At 67.9% G+C, this 16,433-nt stretch carries 15 protein-coding genes and 1 other RNA gene; 2 read left to right on the top strand and 14 right to left on the bottom strand.

Annotated elements, in window-relative coordinates:
- Positions 1–33: 33 nt before the first annotated feature.
- Positions 34–3,180: a bifunctional [glutamine synthetase] adenylyltransferase/[glutamine synthetase]-adenylyl-L-tyrosine phosphorylase gene (locus tag Q0A27_RS06765; RefSeq protein ID WP_291474298.1), complete on the bottom strand. Its 3,147-nt coding sequence runs from the start codon at positions 3,178–3,180 to the stop codon at positions 34–36.
- A 117-nt stretch (positions 3,181–3,297) separates the two neighbouring features.
- A complete protein-coding gene (gene glnA / locus Q0A27_RS06760; RefSeq protein WP_291474297.1) occupies positions 3,298–4,641 on the bottom strand; it encodes a type I glutamate--ammonia ligase in 1,344 nt (447 codons plus the stop codon).
- Between the two features lie 111 nt (positions 4,642–4,752).
- Here glnA and panB point away from each other — a divergent pair, with 111 nt between their 5' ends.
- Positions 4,753–5,595, top strand: coding sequence for a 3-methyl-2-oxobutanoate hydroxymethyltransferase (gene panB, locus Q0A27_RS06755; RefSeq protein WP_291474296.1), 843 nt, complete (start codon positions 4,753–4,755; stop codon positions 5,593–5,595).
- 9 nt (positions 5,596–5,604) lie between these two features.
- Here panB and Q0A27_RS06750 read toward each other — a convergent pair whose 3' ends face one another.
- The 7 genes from Q0A27_RS06750 to Q0A27_RS06720 form a co-directional block, all read right to left on the bottom strand.
- Positions 5,605–5,790: an SPOR domain-containing protein gene (locus Q0A27_RS06750; protein ID WP_291474295.1), complete on the bottom strand. Its 186-nt coding sequence runs from the start codon at positions 5,788–5,790 to the stop codon at positions 5,605–5,607.
- Positions 5,791–5,816: 26 nt separating this feature from the next.
- On the bottom strand, positions 5,817–6,140 hold the full coding sequence (locus Q0A27_RS06745; RefSeq protein WP_291474294.1) for a DUF202 domain-containing protein: 324 nt from the start codon (positions 6,138–6,140) through the stop codon (positions 5,817–5,819).
- Complete coding sequence (locus tag Q0A27_RS06740) at positions 6,137–6,484, bottom strand: DUF202 domain-containing protein (RefSeq protein ID WP_291474327.1); 348 nt, start codon at positions 6,482–6,484, stop codon at positions 6,137–6,139. Before Q0A27_RS06740 ends, Q0A27_RS06745 begins: the two co-directional genes overlap by 4 nt.
- 80 nt (positions 6,485–6,564) lie before the next feature.
- Positions 6,565–6,998, bottom strand: an RNA gene (gene rnpB, locus Q0A27_RS06735) — RNase P RNA component class A.
- Between the two features lie 37 nt (positions 6,999–7,035).
- Entirely contained in the window at positions 7,036–7,716 is a 681-nt protein-coding gene (locus Q0A27_RS06730) for a histidine phosphatase family protein (protein ID WP_291474293.1), read from the bottom strand.
- Between the two features lie 3 nt (positions 7,717–7,719).
- Positions 7,720–8,448, bottom strand: coding sequence for a hypothetical protein (locus Q0A27_RS06725; RefSeq protein WP_291474292.1), 729 nt, complete (start codon positions 8,446–8,448; stop codon positions 7,720–7,722).
- The gene (locus Q0A27_RS06720) at positions 8,445–9,320 is read right to left on the bottom strand and encodes a Nif3-like dinuclear metal center hexameric protein (RefSeq protein ID WP_291474291.1); all 876 of its coding nucleotides are present in this window, start codon (positions 9,318–9,320) and stop codon (positions 8,445–8,447) included. Before Q0A27_RS06720 ends, Q0A27_RS06725 begins: the two co-directional genes overlap by 4 nt.
- A gap of 57 nt (positions 9,321–9,377) precedes the next feature.
- Here Q0A27_RS06720 and Q0A27_RS06715 point away from each other — a divergent pair, with 57 nt between their 5' ends.
- Positions 9,378–10,565: an HAD hydrolase-like protein gene (locus Q0A27_RS06715; RefSeq protein WP_291474290.1), complete on the top strand. Its 1,188-nt coding sequence runs from the start codon at positions 9,378–9,380 to the stop codon at positions 10,563–10,565.
- Positions 10,566–10,572: 7 nt separating this feature from the next.
- Here the strand turns inward: Q0A27_RS06715 and Q0A27_RS06710 are convergent, their stop codons facing one another.
- The 5 genes from Q0A27_RS06710 to Q0A27_RS06690 all read right to left on the bottom strand — a co-directional run bounded on the left by Q0A27_RS06710 (position 10,573) and on the right by Q0A27_RS06690 (position 16,366).
- A complete protein-coding gene (locus tag Q0A27_RS06710; RefSeq protein WP_291474289.1) occupies positions 10,573–10,797 on the bottom strand; it encodes a hypothetical protein in 225 nt (74 codons plus the stop codon).
- A gap of 2 nt (positions 10,798–10,799) precedes the next feature.
- Positions 10,800–11,798 (bottom strand): biotin synthase BioB, encoded by a 999-nt coding sequence (gene bioB / locus Q0A27_RS06705; protein WP_291474288.1) that lies wholly within the window; start codon positions 11,796–11,798, stop codon positions 10,800–10,802.
- A 37-nt stretch (positions 11,799–11,835) separates the two neighbouring features.
- Positions 11,836–12,861: an SURF1 family protein gene (locus tag Q0A27_RS06700; protein WP_291474287.1), complete on the bottom strand. Its 1,026-nt coding sequence runs from the start codon at positions 12,859–12,861 to the stop codon at positions 11,836–11,838.
- 9 nt (positions 12,862–12,870) lie between these two features.
- Positions 12,871–15,321: an HtaA domain-containing protein gene (locus tag Q0A27_RS06695; protein WP_291474286.1), complete on the bottom strand. Its 2,451-nt coding sequence runs from the start codon at positions 15,319–15,321 to the stop codon at positions 12,871–12,873.
- A 499-nt stretch (positions 15,322–15,820) separates the two neighbouring features.
- The gene (locus Q0A27_RS06690) at positions 15,821–16,366 is read right to left on the bottom strand and encodes a hypothetical protein (RefSeq protein WP_291474285.1); all 546 of its coding nucleotides are present in this window, start codon (positions 16,364–16,366) and stop codon (positions 15,821–15,823) included.
- Positions 16,367–16,433 lie beyond the last annotated feature (67 nt).

Below are 16,433 nucleotides of genomic sequence, written 5' to 3'. Positions count from 1 at the left end.
GAGCCTACCCCAGCACCCGGGCCCTGCCCGAAATCATTCGTCGTACTGGGCGTCCACGACTTCCTCGCCCCAGAACACGCGGTCTACGACGCGGCGGGCCCGGCGGGTCTTCTTGAGGTAATTGTCGAGGAACCCCTGCGAGTCCGCCGGATCCCACCCCGCCGCGGCTGCGACGTGCACCAGCTGGGCACCGGGCGGCGGCAGCTGATCGGGGATCTTCGCCTTGGACAGCACCAGGGCGTTGCGGGCGTGACTGGCGGTGATCCACGCGTCCTGCAGTGTCACGACATCGAACTCGGAGAGCAGCCCGGCGATGCGGATCTCCTCGAGCACCTCCAGGGTGGATGTGTTGTGCAGCGTAGGGATCCGGTGGCAGTGCTGCAGGGTGAGCAGCTGCACCGTCCATTCGACGTCGGCGAGGCCACCACGGCCCAGCTTGGTGTGGGTCGCCCGGTTCGCCCCACGCGGCAGGCGTTCACCGTCGACCCGCGCCTTCATCCGACGGACCTCCTGGACGGTCTTCTGGTCGGCGCCGCCCTCCGGGTAGCGGAAGGGGTCGATGGTGCGCAGGAACCGGATACCCAGGTCCTTGTCGCCGGCGACCCACGTCGCACGCAGCAACGCCTGGTATTCCCAGGTCTCACCCCAGCGCTCGTAGTAGGCACGGTATGACTCCAGGGTGCGGACCGAGGCACCGCTGCGTCCCTCCGGACGCAGGTCCAGGTCGACCTCCAGCGGCGGGTCGAGCGACGGCTTGGCCAGCCGGGCGCGCAGCCGGTCGACGATACCGATCGACCAGGTCACGGCATCATTGGTGGTGCCGGCCTCGCCGTCACCGTCCTCGTCATGGCCTGCAGCGTCCCCGGCGTTCCCGGCCGGTTCGCAGACGAAGAGCACGTCGGCGTCGGAGCGGTAGCTCAGCTCGGCACCACCGAGACGCCCCATGCCGATCACCGAGATGACCGCCGGGGCGTTGCGGTGGTTGGCGTCCTCCCAGGCCCGGATCTCCGCCGACAGGGCGGCCTCTAGCACCGCGTCCCACACCCACGACAGGGAGCGCGCCACCTCCGGCAGTTCCATCATGCCGAGCAGGTCGGCGGCGGCGACCCGGGCCAGTTCAGTGCGGCGCAGCGAACGGGCCACGGCAATGGCCTTGTCGGGGTCGGTGTAGCGGCCGGCCGCGGCGACCAACGAATGGCTGATGACCGAGGCGTCCTTCTCCATGAGCTTCGGCTTCGTCGCACCGTCGGACAGCAGCTTCACCGCATCCGGGGCAGCGAGGAAGAGATCGGAGACGTACGGCGAGGTGCCGAGGATCTTCATGAGGCGTTGACCGACGATGTTCTCGTCGCGCAGCAGCCGCAGGAACCACGACCGGTCGGACGCCGCCTCCGACAGCTTCCGGTACGCCAGCAGGCCGGCGTCCGGGTCGACGGTCTCCGAGAGCCACTCCATGAGCGACGGCAGGATGACCGCCTGGACCCGCGCGCGGCGGGTGCCGCCGGACGCCAGCGCGGCGAGGTGGTCCATCGCCCGGTCCGGGTAGCGGTAACCCAGCGCAGCGAGCTGACGTTGTGCGGCCTCCGGGGTGAGCCGCAGCTCGTCGACGCTCATCTCGACCACGGATGTCAGCAGCGGACGGTAGAAGAGCTTGTTGTGCAGCTGGCGGATCTGCCGGCCGGTGGCGCGGACCCTCGCCTCCAGTTCCTCGGCGAGGGTCCGGGTGCCTTCGGCGACCAGGCCCGAGGTACGCGCCAGCCGGGTCCGTGAGGCCCGGTCGGACACCTCGGGCAGCAGATGGGTGCGCTTGAGGTGACTGAGCTGCATCCGGTGCTCCAGCAGGCGCATGAAGCTGTAGCAGGCGATGAGCGTCCGGCCGTCCTCGCGTCCGACGTAGCCGCCGGCGACGAGCGCGTTGAGCGCCTCGACAGTGGACAGGACGCGCAGTGACTCATCGGCGCGGCCGTGGACCAGCTGCAGTAGCTGGACCGCGAACTCCACGTCCCGCAGCCCGCCGGACCCCAGTTTGAGCTCACGGGACTTCAGCTCCTCAGGCACGTTCTCGATGACGCGGCGACGCATCGCCTGGACGTCCGGGACGAAGTCCTCACGCTGCGAGGCGGTCCACACCATCGGCGCGAGCTCGTCGACGTAGGCCCGCCCCAGGTCGAGATCGCCGGTCATGGGACGCGCTTTGAGCAACGCCTGGAACTCCCAGGTGGATGCCCACCTGCGGTAGTAGGTCAGGTGGGAATCCAGGGTACGGACCAGGGCGCCGTGCTTGCCCTCGGGACGCAGCGCGGCGTCCACCTCGAAGAAACACCGGCAACCGATGTTGATGAACTCACCGGCCAGCCGGGTGGTGCTGGCGTCGGCGGGTTCGGCGACGAAGATGACGTCCACGTCAGAGATGTAGTTCAGTTCCAGCGCCCCGCACTTGCCCATCGCCAGCACGGCGATCTTCACCGGGACGGGCCCGGTCGGGAAGACCTTGGCGACGGCGACGGACAGGGCGGCGGTGAGGGCGGCGTCCGCGGCGTCCGCCAGGCGGTCGGCGATGACCTCGAAGGGGACGAAGTCGGGGTACCCGGCCCTCCCCTTCGGCGTGGGCGCCTCACCACGCCGGGGCACGAAAGTGCCCGCCAGGTCGATGGCGGCGACGCGGGCGAGGATGGTGCGGTAGGCGGTACGCATCGCGCGGTCGGCCTCTGCCCCGGTGACCGTGGCGCGCCGCAGCAGCGAGTCGTCGGCGTGCAGCGGGTTACCGTCCTCGTCGACGCCCTCGACCTCCTCGGCACCGACCGAGTCCAACATGGTCGCGAGCATCGAGCGACCACCGGGCAGGTCCTCGCCGAACAACGGCCAGATCTCCGGGTTCGCGACGACATGGTCGCCGAGCAGGGTGGACGCCCCGAACAGGCCGAGCAGCCGGACCCGGAACACATGGTCGGTGTCCAGCCGGTCCTGCAGCCCCCCGGGATCGTCGGTGGCCTGCATGAGGCGGACGATATTGTTCAGCGCCTGGTCCGGGTCACCGGTCGCGGCCAGCGTCCAGAGCAGATCGAGACGCTTCTCGGTGTCCCACCCCAGGGCCGCGAGGTCAGCGGCGGCATGTGGGCGGCTCAGCCCCAGTGACGCTGCCGAAGGGATACGCGATCGAGAGGTGCGTGGTTGGTTCACCGGGTTCCGTCCTAGTCCCGCCGGATCCTGGGTGTCAGGTCGGCGACGTCGATGATCTCCCCCACCATCGTAGTGAACGCCGCCCACCGGCGGGACGCAGCGGTCCTGGAACCTGTCCTAGAACTCCAGGTTGTGCTTCAGCTCCCAGGGAGTCACCTGGGACTGGTAGGACTTCCACTCACGCCACTTGTTGCGCAGGAAGAACTCGAAGACGTGCTCGCCGAGTGCATCGGCGACCAACTCGGACTTCTCCATCTCGTGCAGGGCGAGATCGAGGTCGGTCGGAAGGTCCTTGTAGCCCATCGCCATCCGCTCGCGACGGGTCATGTGGGCGATGTCCTCCTCGGCCGGAGGCATCAGCTCGTAGCCCTCGCGGATACCCTTGAGGCCTGCGGCGAGCAGCACCGCGTAGGTGAGGTACGGGTTCGCCGCGGAATCGGGGCTGCGCACCTCGACACGACGGGAGGCCGGTTTGTTCACCGTGTACATCGGGACACGGATCATCGCCGAACGGTTCGCCGCACCCCAGGTGGCGGCGGTCGGGGCCTCGGCGCCGCTGGTGACCCGCTTGTAGGAGTTGACCCACTGGTTGGTCACCGCGGAGATCTCCGGGGCGTGCTCCAGGATGCCGGCGATGAAGGACTTCGCCGTCCCGGAGAGGAAGTACTCGTCGTCCGGGTCGTGGAAGGCGTTGGTCTCACCCTCGAACAGGGACATGTGGGTGTGCATCGCCGAGCCGGTGAGATCGTGGAAGGGCTTCGGCATGAAGGTCGCACGCACACCGTTGCGCTTGGCGATCTGCTTGATGATGTAGCGGAAGCTCATGATGTTGTCCGCCATCGACAGGGCGTCGGCGAAGCGCAGGTCGATCTCCTGCTGCCCCGGGGACGCTTCGTGGTGGGAGAACTCCACGGAGATACCCATTGACTCCAGGGCGGTGATGGCGTCCTGCCGGAACTGCGGGGCGGCATCGGTGACAGCCTGGTCGAAGTACCCGCCGGTGTCGGCGGGCACGGGACGCCCGTCGGGACCGTCCTGCTCCTTGAGGAGGAAGAACTCGACCTCGGGGTGGATGTAGCAGTTGAACCCCTGGTCCGCGGCGATGTTCATCTGACGACGCAGTACCTGGCGCGGGTCGGCCCAGCTGGGCTCGCCGTCAGGCATCGCGATATCGCAGAACATGCGGGCGGTGAGATTCGTGGACCCGTCGGAATTGTCCAGCGGCAGGATCTGGAAGGTGGACGGGTCGGGACGGGCGATCGTGTCGGACTCCACCACACGGGAGAAGCCCTCGATCGAGGAGCCGTCGAAGCCGATGCCCTCCTCGAAAGCGCCCTCGAGTTCAGCCGGCGCGACAGCCACGGACTTGAGATATCCCTGGATGTCCGTGAACCAGAGGCGGACGAAGCGGATGTCCCGTTCCTCAAGGGTCCGGAGAACGAATTCCTGTTGACGACTCATGGCGCCCATCGTATCCACGGATCGACCCCCGGTGTCGGGGTCCCCCTTTCCGCGCACGTGATGTTACAAGTCGTTAACACTGCACCGCCGATAGTGGCACAATGCTGTCACATGTCTGACTCCACAACTGCACCCTCCGTCGGTTACCTCGCCCCCACCCGCCAGGTCCGTATCGGGGATCTCCGCAAGAAGAAGGCCGCCGGCGAGAAGTGGGCCATGCTCACCGCCTACGACTACTCCACCGCCCGCGCCCTGGCCGACGGTGGCGTGGAGTGCCTGCTCGTCGGTGACTCCGCCGCGAACGTGGTCTTCGGGTACAACCAGACACAGCAGATCAGCCTCGACGAGATGATCTACATCGCCGCGGCCGTCGTCCGCGGTGCGGGCAACGCCCTCGTCGTCGCCGACCTCCCCTTCGGCACCTACGAGGCCTCCGACGAGCAGGCGGTGCTCTCCGCCTCGGAGATGATGCGCCGCTCCGGTACCGCGATGGTGAAGATCGAGGGCGGCGTGCGCATCGCCCCGCGCATCCGTGCCCTGGTCAACGCGGGCATCCCGGTGTGCGCCCACGTCGGTTTCACGCCGCAGTCGGTCAACGCCCTGTCCGGCTTCAAGGTCCAGGGCCGTGGCGATTCCGCCGAGCAGCTCCTGGCCGATGTCCGCGCCGTCGCCGAAGCCGGTGCCGAGATGGTCGTGCTCGAGATGGTCCCGGCCGATGTCGCCGCTAAAGCCACCGCCGAGGTGGAGATCTCCACGATCGGTATCGGTGCCGGCCCGGACACGGACGCCCAGGTGCTGGTGTGGCACGACATGGCCGCCTTCCCGGCGGACGGTCACCGGCCGAAGTTCGCCAAGCAGTGGGCGCAGGTCGGCGCAGACCTCACCGCCGCCGCGGCGTCCTACAAGCGTGAGGTCGCCGAAGGCACCTTCCCCGCCACCGAGCACTGCTTCTGAGCCGGGGGGTCAGTCCTCGTCCCACTCGTCGGCGGCCTGGGAGCGTGCTCTGGCGGTCTCCAGGGCACGGCGGGCGGCGTCCTCGGTGTCGTAGGGGCCCATACGGGTGTCCCACCCGTGCTTCTTGCCGCGGGTGACCTCACCGGTGGAGGTGTCGAAGTACCACTTCTGGTCGCTGTCACTGCTGTCCCTCATGTGGCCGAGTGTAACCCGTGCAGCGGTCACAGGAGGTCGCCGAGGATGACGCCTACGGCGACCACCCCGAGGATCACCGCACACACCGCAATCCCCGCCACCGCGCCGGTCGCCGGATCCAGACCGCCGCGAGCCACTCCGTCGACATCCTTGTCGTAGCGGGTGCGCTGGGTGGAGTAGATCCAGAGTCCGGCGAATCCGAGCAGTCCGGTCACCAGGATCACCGGGCGACCGTAGGAGGAGACCCAGCCGAGCATGGCGGTCGCCGTGAGAATCAGACGCATGGCCGTCCTGCTCCAGGACAGGCTGGTCCGCTCCGGCTGCAGCCCGGGGTCCCGTGACGGTCTCATGTGAGGACCATCAGTCCCAGCAGTACCGCAGCGAGAATGGCACCGGCGGACAGCACCGGGACGATCGAGGGGGCGGGCAGCGGTTCATCGTGACGCATGGCCCGCTCGATGCGCAGCCAGCGGACCGCGGACCCCGCCGCGAGGAGGATCCCCACCCCGATGGCGCACAGTGCCGCCGCCGTCCGGATCCCGGGTTCCAGGACCGAGGCCGGCAGGGCCTCGATGCCCACGCCGCCGGCGACGAAAGAGAGAGCGGTGCGCATCCAGGCCAGGAAGGTCCGCTCATTGGCGAGTGTGAAACGCGGGTCAGGTTCCTCACCGTCGGGGAAGAACCACCGCGACATGACCGACCTGTTGTCGGACTCCCTGTCCGTGTCACGCTGTGCAGTCACGGTGTCCAGTCTATGGGTCAGAGAGAAAAGAAGGGTCGAGAGGGTCTGTGAGCCGGATTCTGTTCCACCCGGTGACACCCGGAGGCGCCACCGGAGGTGGTGATCATCCATCTACGACGACCGTTGCCGGCCGCCTGCAGCGGTCTACCTGCCCCTTGTCCGACGAGCAGCCGTCGGGGCACATCGCACCACCGGCCCCGGAGGGTTACGGTGCGAGCACGTGACCTTGCTCCCGGTGGGGTTTACCCAGCTGCCCCGGTCACCCGGGGCACTGGTGCGCTCTTACCGCACCTTTTCACCCTTACCCGGCATACACCGGGCGGTCATTTTCTGTGGCACTGGCCCGCGGGTCACCCCGGGTTGCCGTTAACAACCACCGTGCTCTGGGGAGTCCGGACTTTCCTCGACCCCGGCCTGCTCCTGGGACAGGAACGGTTCCGGGAGCCGCGATCACCCGACCCTCTCGACGCCGTTCACGATAGCAGTGCGCGGCCCCGAAGCCCTCACAGCCCCCGCAGATAGTGGGTGTCATTGAACTCCCTGACCACGGAGCGTTCCGGGTAGAATTCGGCGACGGACAGACCGGCGAGATCCAGGTGCAGCGTCGAGTACACCGTCGCCGGTGCCTTCATCGCCGAGCGCAGGATCGCCTTGATCGGTGAGACGTGACTGACGAGCAGGACGGTGCGTCCTCCGCCGTCTGCCAGCAGGTCACCGACCAGACGGTCGCACCGGGACGCCACGGCGTCCATCGACTCCCCGCCGACGGTCGGCACCGAGGAATCGGCGACCCACTCGGCATGCTCGGTCGGCCAACGACGGTGGACCTCGTCGAACCCGAGGCCCTCCCAGGCACCGAAGTCTGTCTCGATGAGGTCCTCGGCCGCGGTGACGTCCAGGTCGAGGGCCTCGGCCGCGGACTCGGCGGTCTGCCGTGCCCGCAGCAACGGGGAACTGTAGATCGTGTCGATCCCCTCCCCCTGGTCCTGCCGGGTCCGCAGCCAGGACGCTGCCCGCACCACCTGGGCGTTGCCCAGGTCGGTCAGTGCGGGGTCGCTGCGTCCCGAGAAGACGCCCGCGGCGGACATGGGTGTCTGGCCGTGGCGCAGCAGGAGCAGCCGCAGCGGCGCCTGTCCGGAGCCGAACCAGTCCGGACGTGCGCTTCCGGTTTCCGTTCCAGCCACGGGTCACTCCCCCGTCCGTAGCAGCAGGACGCCGCACTCCGGGCAGGTGACCGGCCGGGACAGCGGTGTGTTGGCGATGCGTCGTGCCGCGGAGTGGTCGAGTTCGATGCAGCAGCACCGGCAGGTCGCACCGGCGAGTTCGGCGGCGCCCATGCCGTGCTCCGCCTCGCCCTCCTCGTAGATCTTCCGCAGTTCCGGGGAGAGGGCGTCCCGCAGTGCCGTGGAGCGTTCGTGCAGCCCGTCGAGCTGGACGCGGATCTCGCCGGACACCGCCGCCGCCTCCTCGCGGGCGCGGTGGAGTGCCTCGTTGATCTCACCGTGGGGGGTCTCCTCCTCCCCGATCCGTCCGAACGTGGCCAGGGTGCGTTCCTCCCGGTCGATGTCGGATTCGATCTCGGCGAGCCGACGCTCGGCGACCCGGAGGTCGTGATGGAGGTCTCGGCGCCGGTCCCGGTCAGTGTCGGCGCGCAGTCCGGCGAGGTCGTCACGTCGGCGCGCCCGCAGCCGGGCGGCGTCGGCCTGCAGCCGGTGCACGGTGCCGGTCATGTCGTGGGTGATGCGCCGGGTACTCAGCGCGTGGCGTCGGACTTCCTCGGCCTGTTGCTCGAGGCGTTCGACGGTGGCCGTCTCGGGCAGGGCGTCCAGTCGGGCGGTGAGCAGCCGGATCCGGTCGTCGACTCCGACGAGTTCGGTGAGGGTCGTCCGGTCGGTGCCGGTGAGTGAGAGAGTCATGGGTGGTCCTTTCCCTCGGATCCCTCAGTGGTGGCGGGACTGTGCAGCGTCCAGGGGTCGGTGCGCAGGTCGATGACCGAGGCACTCAACCGCGGGTCGGCGCAGAGCAGGTCGGCGGCCTGGGAGCACCAGGGGAACTCACTGGCCCAGTGCGCGGTGTCCACCACCGCACAGCCGCCGGCACGCAGGTGCTCGTCGACGGGATGGTGGCGCAGGTCCGAGGTGACGAAGCAGTCCACGTCGAGACCGAGAACGGTGCCGAGGAAGCTGTCGCCGGACCCGGACGCCACGGCGACGCGTCGGATCATCCGGTCGGGGTCGCCGGCGGCGCGCACCCCCCACTCGGTGGCGGGCAGCCGGTCGGCGACACGGGCGGTGAACTCCCGCAGCGTCATCGGGGTGTCGAGCTCCCCGACCCGGCCGATGCCGGTGGCGGTGCGCGGGTCGACACCGTCGGCCACCGGGGTCAACGGGGCACCCGGGGTGACACCGAGGAGTTCGGCGAGCCGGTCGTTGACGCCGGGGCGGGCGGCGTCGGCGCTGGTGTGGGCGGCGTAGAGGGCGACCCCTGCCCTGATCAGCCGGTGGATGATGCGGCCCTTGGGGTGGGTCACGGGCACGCCGGTCACCCCGCGCAGCAGAGGCGGGTGGTGGACCAGCAGGAAGTCGGCACCGTCTGTGATCGCGGCGTCCGCCACGGCATCGGTGCAGTCGAGGGCGACGCGGACCGTGCGGACGGTGTCCACGGGGTCACCGCAGACGAGTCCGCAGGCGTCCCAGGATTCCGCAAGGTCCGGCGGATAGGCCTGTTCGATGAGCGCGACGACATCTCCGACAGTCGCCGGCGCGGTGGTGGGAGCGGAGTTGTTCACGTGGTCAACGATAGCGTCCTGCGGCAGAGAGCCCCGGTTTCTGGCACTGTAGGACCTGTGGCAGATTCATCGGACAGCATGTCGGCCCCGGGGCCGGAGACTCGGATCCTTCTCGTCGACGTCGACGGGACACTGGTGGATTCGTTCCCCGGGATCCGGGACAGTTTCCTGCACGCCCTGGCGGCCAACGGGGTCCCCGCACCCCCGGATGACCAGGTGGCGCGGATCTCGGGCCCGCCGATGGAGGACACGCTCCGGGGTCTGGGCCTGGAGGGAGACATCCTGGACCGCACCTACCGGGCCTACCGCGAGAACTACTCCGGTGGAAGCTGGCGCACCGTCGAGGTCATCCCGGGGATGCGTGACCTCATCCGGACCTGGAAGGACGCCGGGTATGTGCTCGCCACCGCGACCTCGAAGGTGGAGACCACCGCACGGCTCATGCTGGAGCGCTTCGACCTGCTGGATCTCTTCGATGTGGTGGCGACAGCCTCCACCGAGCGTGGCGGGCGTCGGGCGAAGGCCGACGTCATCGGATACGCGCTGGAGCAGCTCAGCCTGGACACCACCCCGGTGGCCGAGGGTGGCCCGGAGCACCGCGGCAACATCCTCATGATCGGTGACCGTATCCACGACGTCGAGGGCGCCCACGCCTACGGTGTGCGCAGTGTCCTGGTGGACTGGGGCTACGGCGACCGCGCCGAGCACAATGCTTCGGACTGGTCGGTGGCCGACGTCGACGAGCTGGCCCGCGTCGTGGCGGACTGGGCGGACTCCCGCCCGCAGATCTGCGTGGTGTGCACCGGCAACATCTGCCGGTCCCCGATGGGTGAGATCATGCTGCGGGACGCACTGGCGGAGGACGGCCTCCTCGACGAGGTGAAACTGAACTCCTGCGGCACCACAGGCTGGCATGTCGGTGAAGCCGCCGATCCGCGGGCGGCGGCCTGCCTGGAGAAGGCCGGCTACAACGCCTCGGGACATGCGGCGGCCGAGTTCGGCCCCGAGCACCGGGACGCCGATCTCTTCCTCGTCATGGACGAGGCGAACCGCAGGGCCCTGGAGAAGGCGGGGGTCGATCCGGAGAAGATCCGGTTGTTCCGGTCCTTCGGCGTGGCCGGTGACAAAGAGGTCGCCGACCCCTACTACGGGGAGGATGCCGACTTCGATCGTGCCGAGCACCAGCTCGCCGAGGCGCTGCCGGGGATCGTCGAGTGGGCCCGGGCGAGGGTGCTCGACTTCTGAACCGGCTCTAGCGCAGGTCGGCGACCGTGGAATCCGTCTCTCCGTGGCGGGAGCAGACCGCGGTCCAGCCGTGCGGGGTAACCTGGACGATGCGGCGTCGTCCGCACTCCGGGCAGAAGCGGGGGGTGTCGAGCCCGGCCTTCTGGGCCGGTGAGTACTCGATCCACTCCCCTTCCCCCAGGTCCGCTCCGGTGTAGGGGTCCCAGGGGCCGGTGCCTCTGTTGCGGGCCACCGTCACACGCTCCGGGAGAGGACCTTGATGGGCAGCCGCATTCGGTCCATCATGTCCATGTCCTGCTCGGCCGGGCGGCCGAGCGTGGTGAGGTAGTTGCCGACGATGATGCCGTTGATGCCACCGGTCAGGCCCTGCTCCACACCCATGTCACCGAGGGTGAGTTCGCGGCCGCCGGCGAAACGCAGTGTGGTGGCGGGCATGGCGAGCCGGAACATGCCGATGGCACGCAGCGCGTCCTTGCCGTCCATGACCTCCATGTGGCCGAACGGGGTGCCCGGGCGGGGGTCGAGGAAGTTCAGCGGAACCTCGTGGGGGTCGAGCTCGGCGAGCTGGACGGCGAACTCGGCACGCTGTTCCGGGGTCTCCCCCATGCCGATGATGCCGCCACAGCAGACCTCGATGCCGGCGTCCTTGATCATGAGCATGGTCTCGCGTCGCTCCTCCCAGGTGTGGGTGGTGACGACCTTCGGGAAGTAGCTTCGGGCGGTCTCGAGATTGTGGTTGTAGCGGTGGACGCCCACGGCCTTGAGCCGGGCGACCTGTTCCGGAGTGAGGATGCCGACGGAGACGGCGACATCGATCCCCTCGACGTTGGCGTAGATCTGCTGGACGGCGTCCTCCAGCTGGGACATGAGGGCTTCGTCCGGGCCCTTGACGGCGGCGACGATGCAGAATTCGCTGGCACCGGTCTTGGCGGTCTGGCGGGCCTGCTCAATGAGCTGGCCGATGTCCAGTTTCGTGGAGCGCACCGGGGATTCGAAGAGTCCTGACTGGGAGCAGAAGTGGCAGTCCTCGGGGCAGCCGCCGGTCTTGAGGCTGACGATGCCCTCCATCTCGACCTCCTCGCCGCACCACTTCACCCGCACCTCGTGGGCGAGGGCGAGCAGGTCGGGGATCCGGTCATCGGGAAGGTCGAGGACCCTGATGAGGTCGGCGTAGTCGAGGCCGCGTCCCCCGTCCAGGACGCGGGTACGCGCAGTTGTGAGTATGTCCGTCATGGAACATACTCTAACTTGAACAGTGTTCAGGCGCCAGTCAGAACCGTTCATCGTCGCGGGAATTACGGTCTGACCAGGCCCTGCTGTTCCTGCTGTGGCCGTAACGCTCGGCGAGTTTGCGCTCCCGGGTGACCGTGGCGGCGTCCTTCCCGGGAGTGGGCTCCGGCTCCCGCTCCGACTCCGGAGTCGCGTCGGGTTCCGGGGTGTCTTCCACAGCATCTGATGTCCCGGCCTCGGACGCCGCGACCTCCTCGCGCTGCCGACGCCGTTCACGGATCTCGGCCCACAGGAAGTAGCCCAGCCCCAGCGGCACCATGATGCCGAAGGCGATCCACTGGATGCCGTAGGACAGGTACGGACCCGAGTCCAGCTTCGGCAGCGGGATGGCGGTCAGCCCCTCACCCGCGCGACCGGCCACGGAGTCTTCGTCGAGCTGGACGTAGTTGCCCGCCAGGTCGAGGTCCGTGATACGGGATATCTGCGTGGTGTTCATCCCGTAGACCTGCAGGCGCCCCTGGTCGGTGATAGGGGCCGAATCCGGCACAGTCTCGGACTTGCGCACATAACCGGTGACCGTCGTCTCCGTCTCAGGGGCCTCCGTGATCTCCGGCACTCCGGCGCCACCACCGGTCGGTTTGATCCAGCCGCGGTTGACCAGCACCGTCAGACCGTCATCGGTCTGGAACGGCGTGAGCACCTGGAACGCGGGACTGCCGGACACCGGACGGTTACGCAGCAGCACCTCGGACTCCGGCAGGAACCGGCCCTGCAACTCCACGCGGGTCCACTCACTCTCATCGGCCGGTGTGCCGTCGGCGGGCAGCACCGAGGAGACCGGCACCGGATCGTGCTCCATCGCGTCCTCGAGCCGACCGTTGAATTCCCGGGTGTCCGAGTTCTTCCCCAGCTGCCACGGGGCCAGCACCGTGAACGCGAAGTACGCGAAGACGACGGCGATCACGGTGGTGATGACCCACCCGGGGGTCAGGAAAGCACGCCACCCCCGACGCCGGGGACGGCGGTCGGGGGTGGATGAGGTTGTACTGTCAGCGCGGTCGGACACGCTGTCAGTCTAGTCGTCAGAGCCGGGGTTTCCACCTTCGACGCCGGCAGCGGCAGCGACTTCGTCGATCCGCTTGTTGGTCCGACGGAGACGCACGGCCATGACGCCGGCGACAGCGGCGGCGATGATGGCGATAACGCTCGGCACCATGGAGGACGGATCCTTGATGAAGGCCATCAGACCGGTGTCCTCATCGTCGTCCGAGTCAGACCCGGCGGCGGCGTCGGTGACGTTCACCTTGCCGTTTCCACGATCGTCGTCCTTGTCGTCGTCGGTGTCGGACTCGTCCTCGGGCTTGTCGCCGAGGGTGGCGGCGGAGTCGCTGTCACAGTCGTCGGACAGGGCGGCACGGAAGCTCACCGGGTCCAGGGACTCGCCCGCGGCGTAGTAGCCTGCAAGTGCTTCGGACCCCTCGGCACTCAGAGTGGCGGAAGCACTGCCGTCGAGGATGCCGTCGGCGACGGAGGCCTCGGTGATCGCCAGATCGGCGATGACGACACGCCCGAAGTCGTTCGGGTTGCCGGAAGTGTCATTGGACTCGATGTTGGCGACCAGGGTGCCGGTGGAGCCGTTGATCCGGATCTCCGGATCAGAGATGACGGTGCGCAGCACACCCTCGTGACCGGTGAAGAGCACCGAGCCACCGAACTTCAGGGTGCCCTCGGAGACACCACCGTCGGCGGTCGTGACCGTGCCCTCGGAACCGCTGAAGACGAAGTTGCCCTCGCTGTAGACTGCGCCACCGGTGGTGGTCCAGTCCCCCTTGGCGATGGAGCCCTTGATGTAGGAGCGGAAGGAGTCCTTGATACCCCAGCCCATGCGGGTCTCGGCGACCTTGCGGTCACCGTCCTCGGCGGTACAGGTGGTGTCGGACTCGCCGGCGGAATTCGCACCGGAGGTGGACGCGGTGCTGGAGACACGCGGGCTGACGCCGAGATCCGGGGTGCCGGTACTCTCGGCGACAGCGCCCGAGCCACCGGAGGTGGCCTGACCGGCGGAGGTGATGCCCTCGAGCCCGCCGCCGGTGCCGATGCCGCAGCCCTCACCGGAGGTGTTCAGGGTGACGTTGATCGGGTCGGCCTCGTTGTTGCCCTCGCCGTAGTTGCCACCGAGGGACTGGTTTCCGTCCTCGGTGATGTAACCGGGGCCGGAGAGATTGACGGTGCCGGAGTTCGCGGCGTCCTCGGTGATCGGCGACGAGAGCTCGAACTGGGCGATCGGTACCTGGGTGCCGGTGTCCGCGCCGGTGACCGTGGCGCCCGGGGTGAAGCTGGAGACCGTGGTCGACCGGTAGTCGGCGATGAACTGGGCGGTGGTGCCGCGGACCTTCACCTTCATGTTGGAGTAGGTGATGTCCAGAGCACCGAAGTGACCGGTGAGGTTCATGGAGCCTCGCAGCGGGATGTCGGCGTCGGTGCCGGAGACCTTGATGGCGGACGGGTCGGCCGTGAACTGGAACTGGCCGTCTGCCCCGCCCTCGGAGCCGGAGAAACCGACCCCGTCAAGATTCCACGAGCCCATGGCGATCGGGCCGGTGAGGTAGTTGCGGAAGGACTGCTTCAGGCCCCAGCCGACCGAGGCGCCGGTGACCGCGTCACAGGTGGTGCCGTCGGTCACGTCACCGGCGGCAGGGGCGGCCTGCTGGGTGTTGGGCTGCGTGGTCCGCTGCGCCGGGGACGCCGGGGTGGACGCCGGGGTTGACTCGGCGGGCTTCGCGTCGGTCTGACCGGCGGAAGTGGCCATGACGGCGGAGGAGTCGACGGCACAGTCGCCGGCACCGGAGGTCTTGACGGTGATGCGCACCGGGTCGCCGTCGTTCTTTCCCTCCCCGTAGGAGCCGAGGAGCGCCTTGTTGAGGTTCTCGTGGATCCAGCTCTGACCGGTGAGCGTGGCCGAACCGTCGCCGGAACCGGCCTGGGTCAGGGTGTTCTCCAGGGAGAAGGTGGCGACCGGCTTCTGCGTGAAGGCCGGCTTGCCGCTGATGGAGCCGACGATGGCTTCCGGATCGGCGCCGATGTAGCTGGCATCGGCCAGCAGCTGGGCCCGGTCGCCGCGGACCTGGAGGGTGAAGTTGGAGAGGGTGACGTTGATGATGCCGCCGTGACCGGTCAGCTTCATGGTGCCCTTGAGTGGCAGGTCGGCGTCGTCACCCTGGACAGCGGCCTTTGCCGCGTCGGCGGTGAAGTGGAAGGCGCCGTCCTCGGCGTTCTCCGAGGAACCGTTGTAGGTCACACCGTTGAGGTCCCAGCCGCCGGCCGCGATCGGGCCGGTGAGGTAGTTGCGGAAGGACTGTTTGATGCCCCAGTCCATCGTGGCGGAGGAGACGGCCTGGCACTGCGAGTTGTCGTCGGCGACGGCCGCGGGAAGAACCGTCGCGGGGACGGTGGCGACACCGACGAGGGGCAGGGCGGCGGTCAGTGCCGCTGCCGAAGCCAGGCGGAGTGAACGGGTGGACGGCATATGTGTGACTCTCCTGGACGCGCAAAACTTCTACTGAAACAGCATTCTTCAGTTAGGCAAGGCTAGTCGAGCATCCGGAAAACCCCAAAGCTCCGGTGACACTTCGCACACCTCGTCGGCCATGATCAACCTTTCCGCTACCCCCGGACGGGTTATTCAGCGTTCAAGTGGGCGCAGAGCGCACGGTGGCGGCGGGCGGCGGGCGGCGACAGGCACTCACCCACCCCGACCAGCAGTCAAGATGTAGCCAGGTATCAGAAAGACCAGCAGCCCGAAGCCTCCTGCGAGGACGGAACTGCTGGTCACCGATGGTGCGCACTGACGGGTTCGAACCGCCGACCTGCTGGGTGTAAACCGTTGGAAAGCCCCTGCTCAGCAGGAACGATGCTGGTCAGTCGTTTGCGCACGATAGCGGATAATCGCTGGTGATGTACCCCGGTTGTGGTCCGATGGGGCACAGATGGGGCACAGGCACAACTCTTAAGCACATCCGCCCCGATCACTTTGTATCTCCAACGAGCTTCTCGAGTTGTTTCACTAGGAGAGGCGTGCTTTTCCCCGTCACATCGCCATGCCCCGAACGCGCACGCGGCACCAGGGACTGTGGGCTAATCCCCTTCTCAGAGAGAGTCTTCGCGATAGCGTCGAGGCGGAGGACCAATGTCTCCTGAAACCCCGGCTGTAGGTCCAGTGGTGGCTTCTTATCGAGAAACGCCTCCGGGAAAATGGCTATCATGCCCTCGCCGTCAGAACGTACAAAGTCCACAGTGCGGACCTGTGTCGAAGCTCGCCCTTCGTTGGAAACAGTGAAAGTTAGGATCTCGAATGTTCCCATAGGGCCAATAGAAATTCCTGAATCGGCTTGGACGGTGATTCGCGGTCCACTCCGCCTCCAGGAGACTACTTGCCACACAAGCGCGAAAGCGGAGAGCACAATAGCCACGCCTGAGATAACGAGTGTGATGACCGCCTCGGACGACCACCCCGTCGACGGTAGCTCGGTCACTTCGATGGGGATCGCCTGCTGCGCCCAGTTCAGTTCCATGAGCACAGCGTAGTGGCCACACCCGAAACCGTACGGTCCGGGAGGGGGGTGGGTGCTTCGCGCGGGG

Origin of the sequence: Corynebacterium sp. (assembly GCF_022712275.1) — a bacterium.
In the GTDB taxonomy this organism is placed as follows: domain Bacteria; phylum Actinomycetota; class Actinomycetes; order Mycobacteriales; family Mycobacteriaceae; genus Corynebacterium.
Note: the sequence above shows the minus strand (reverse complement) of the source record. Positions and strands in the feature narration are given on the sequence as shown.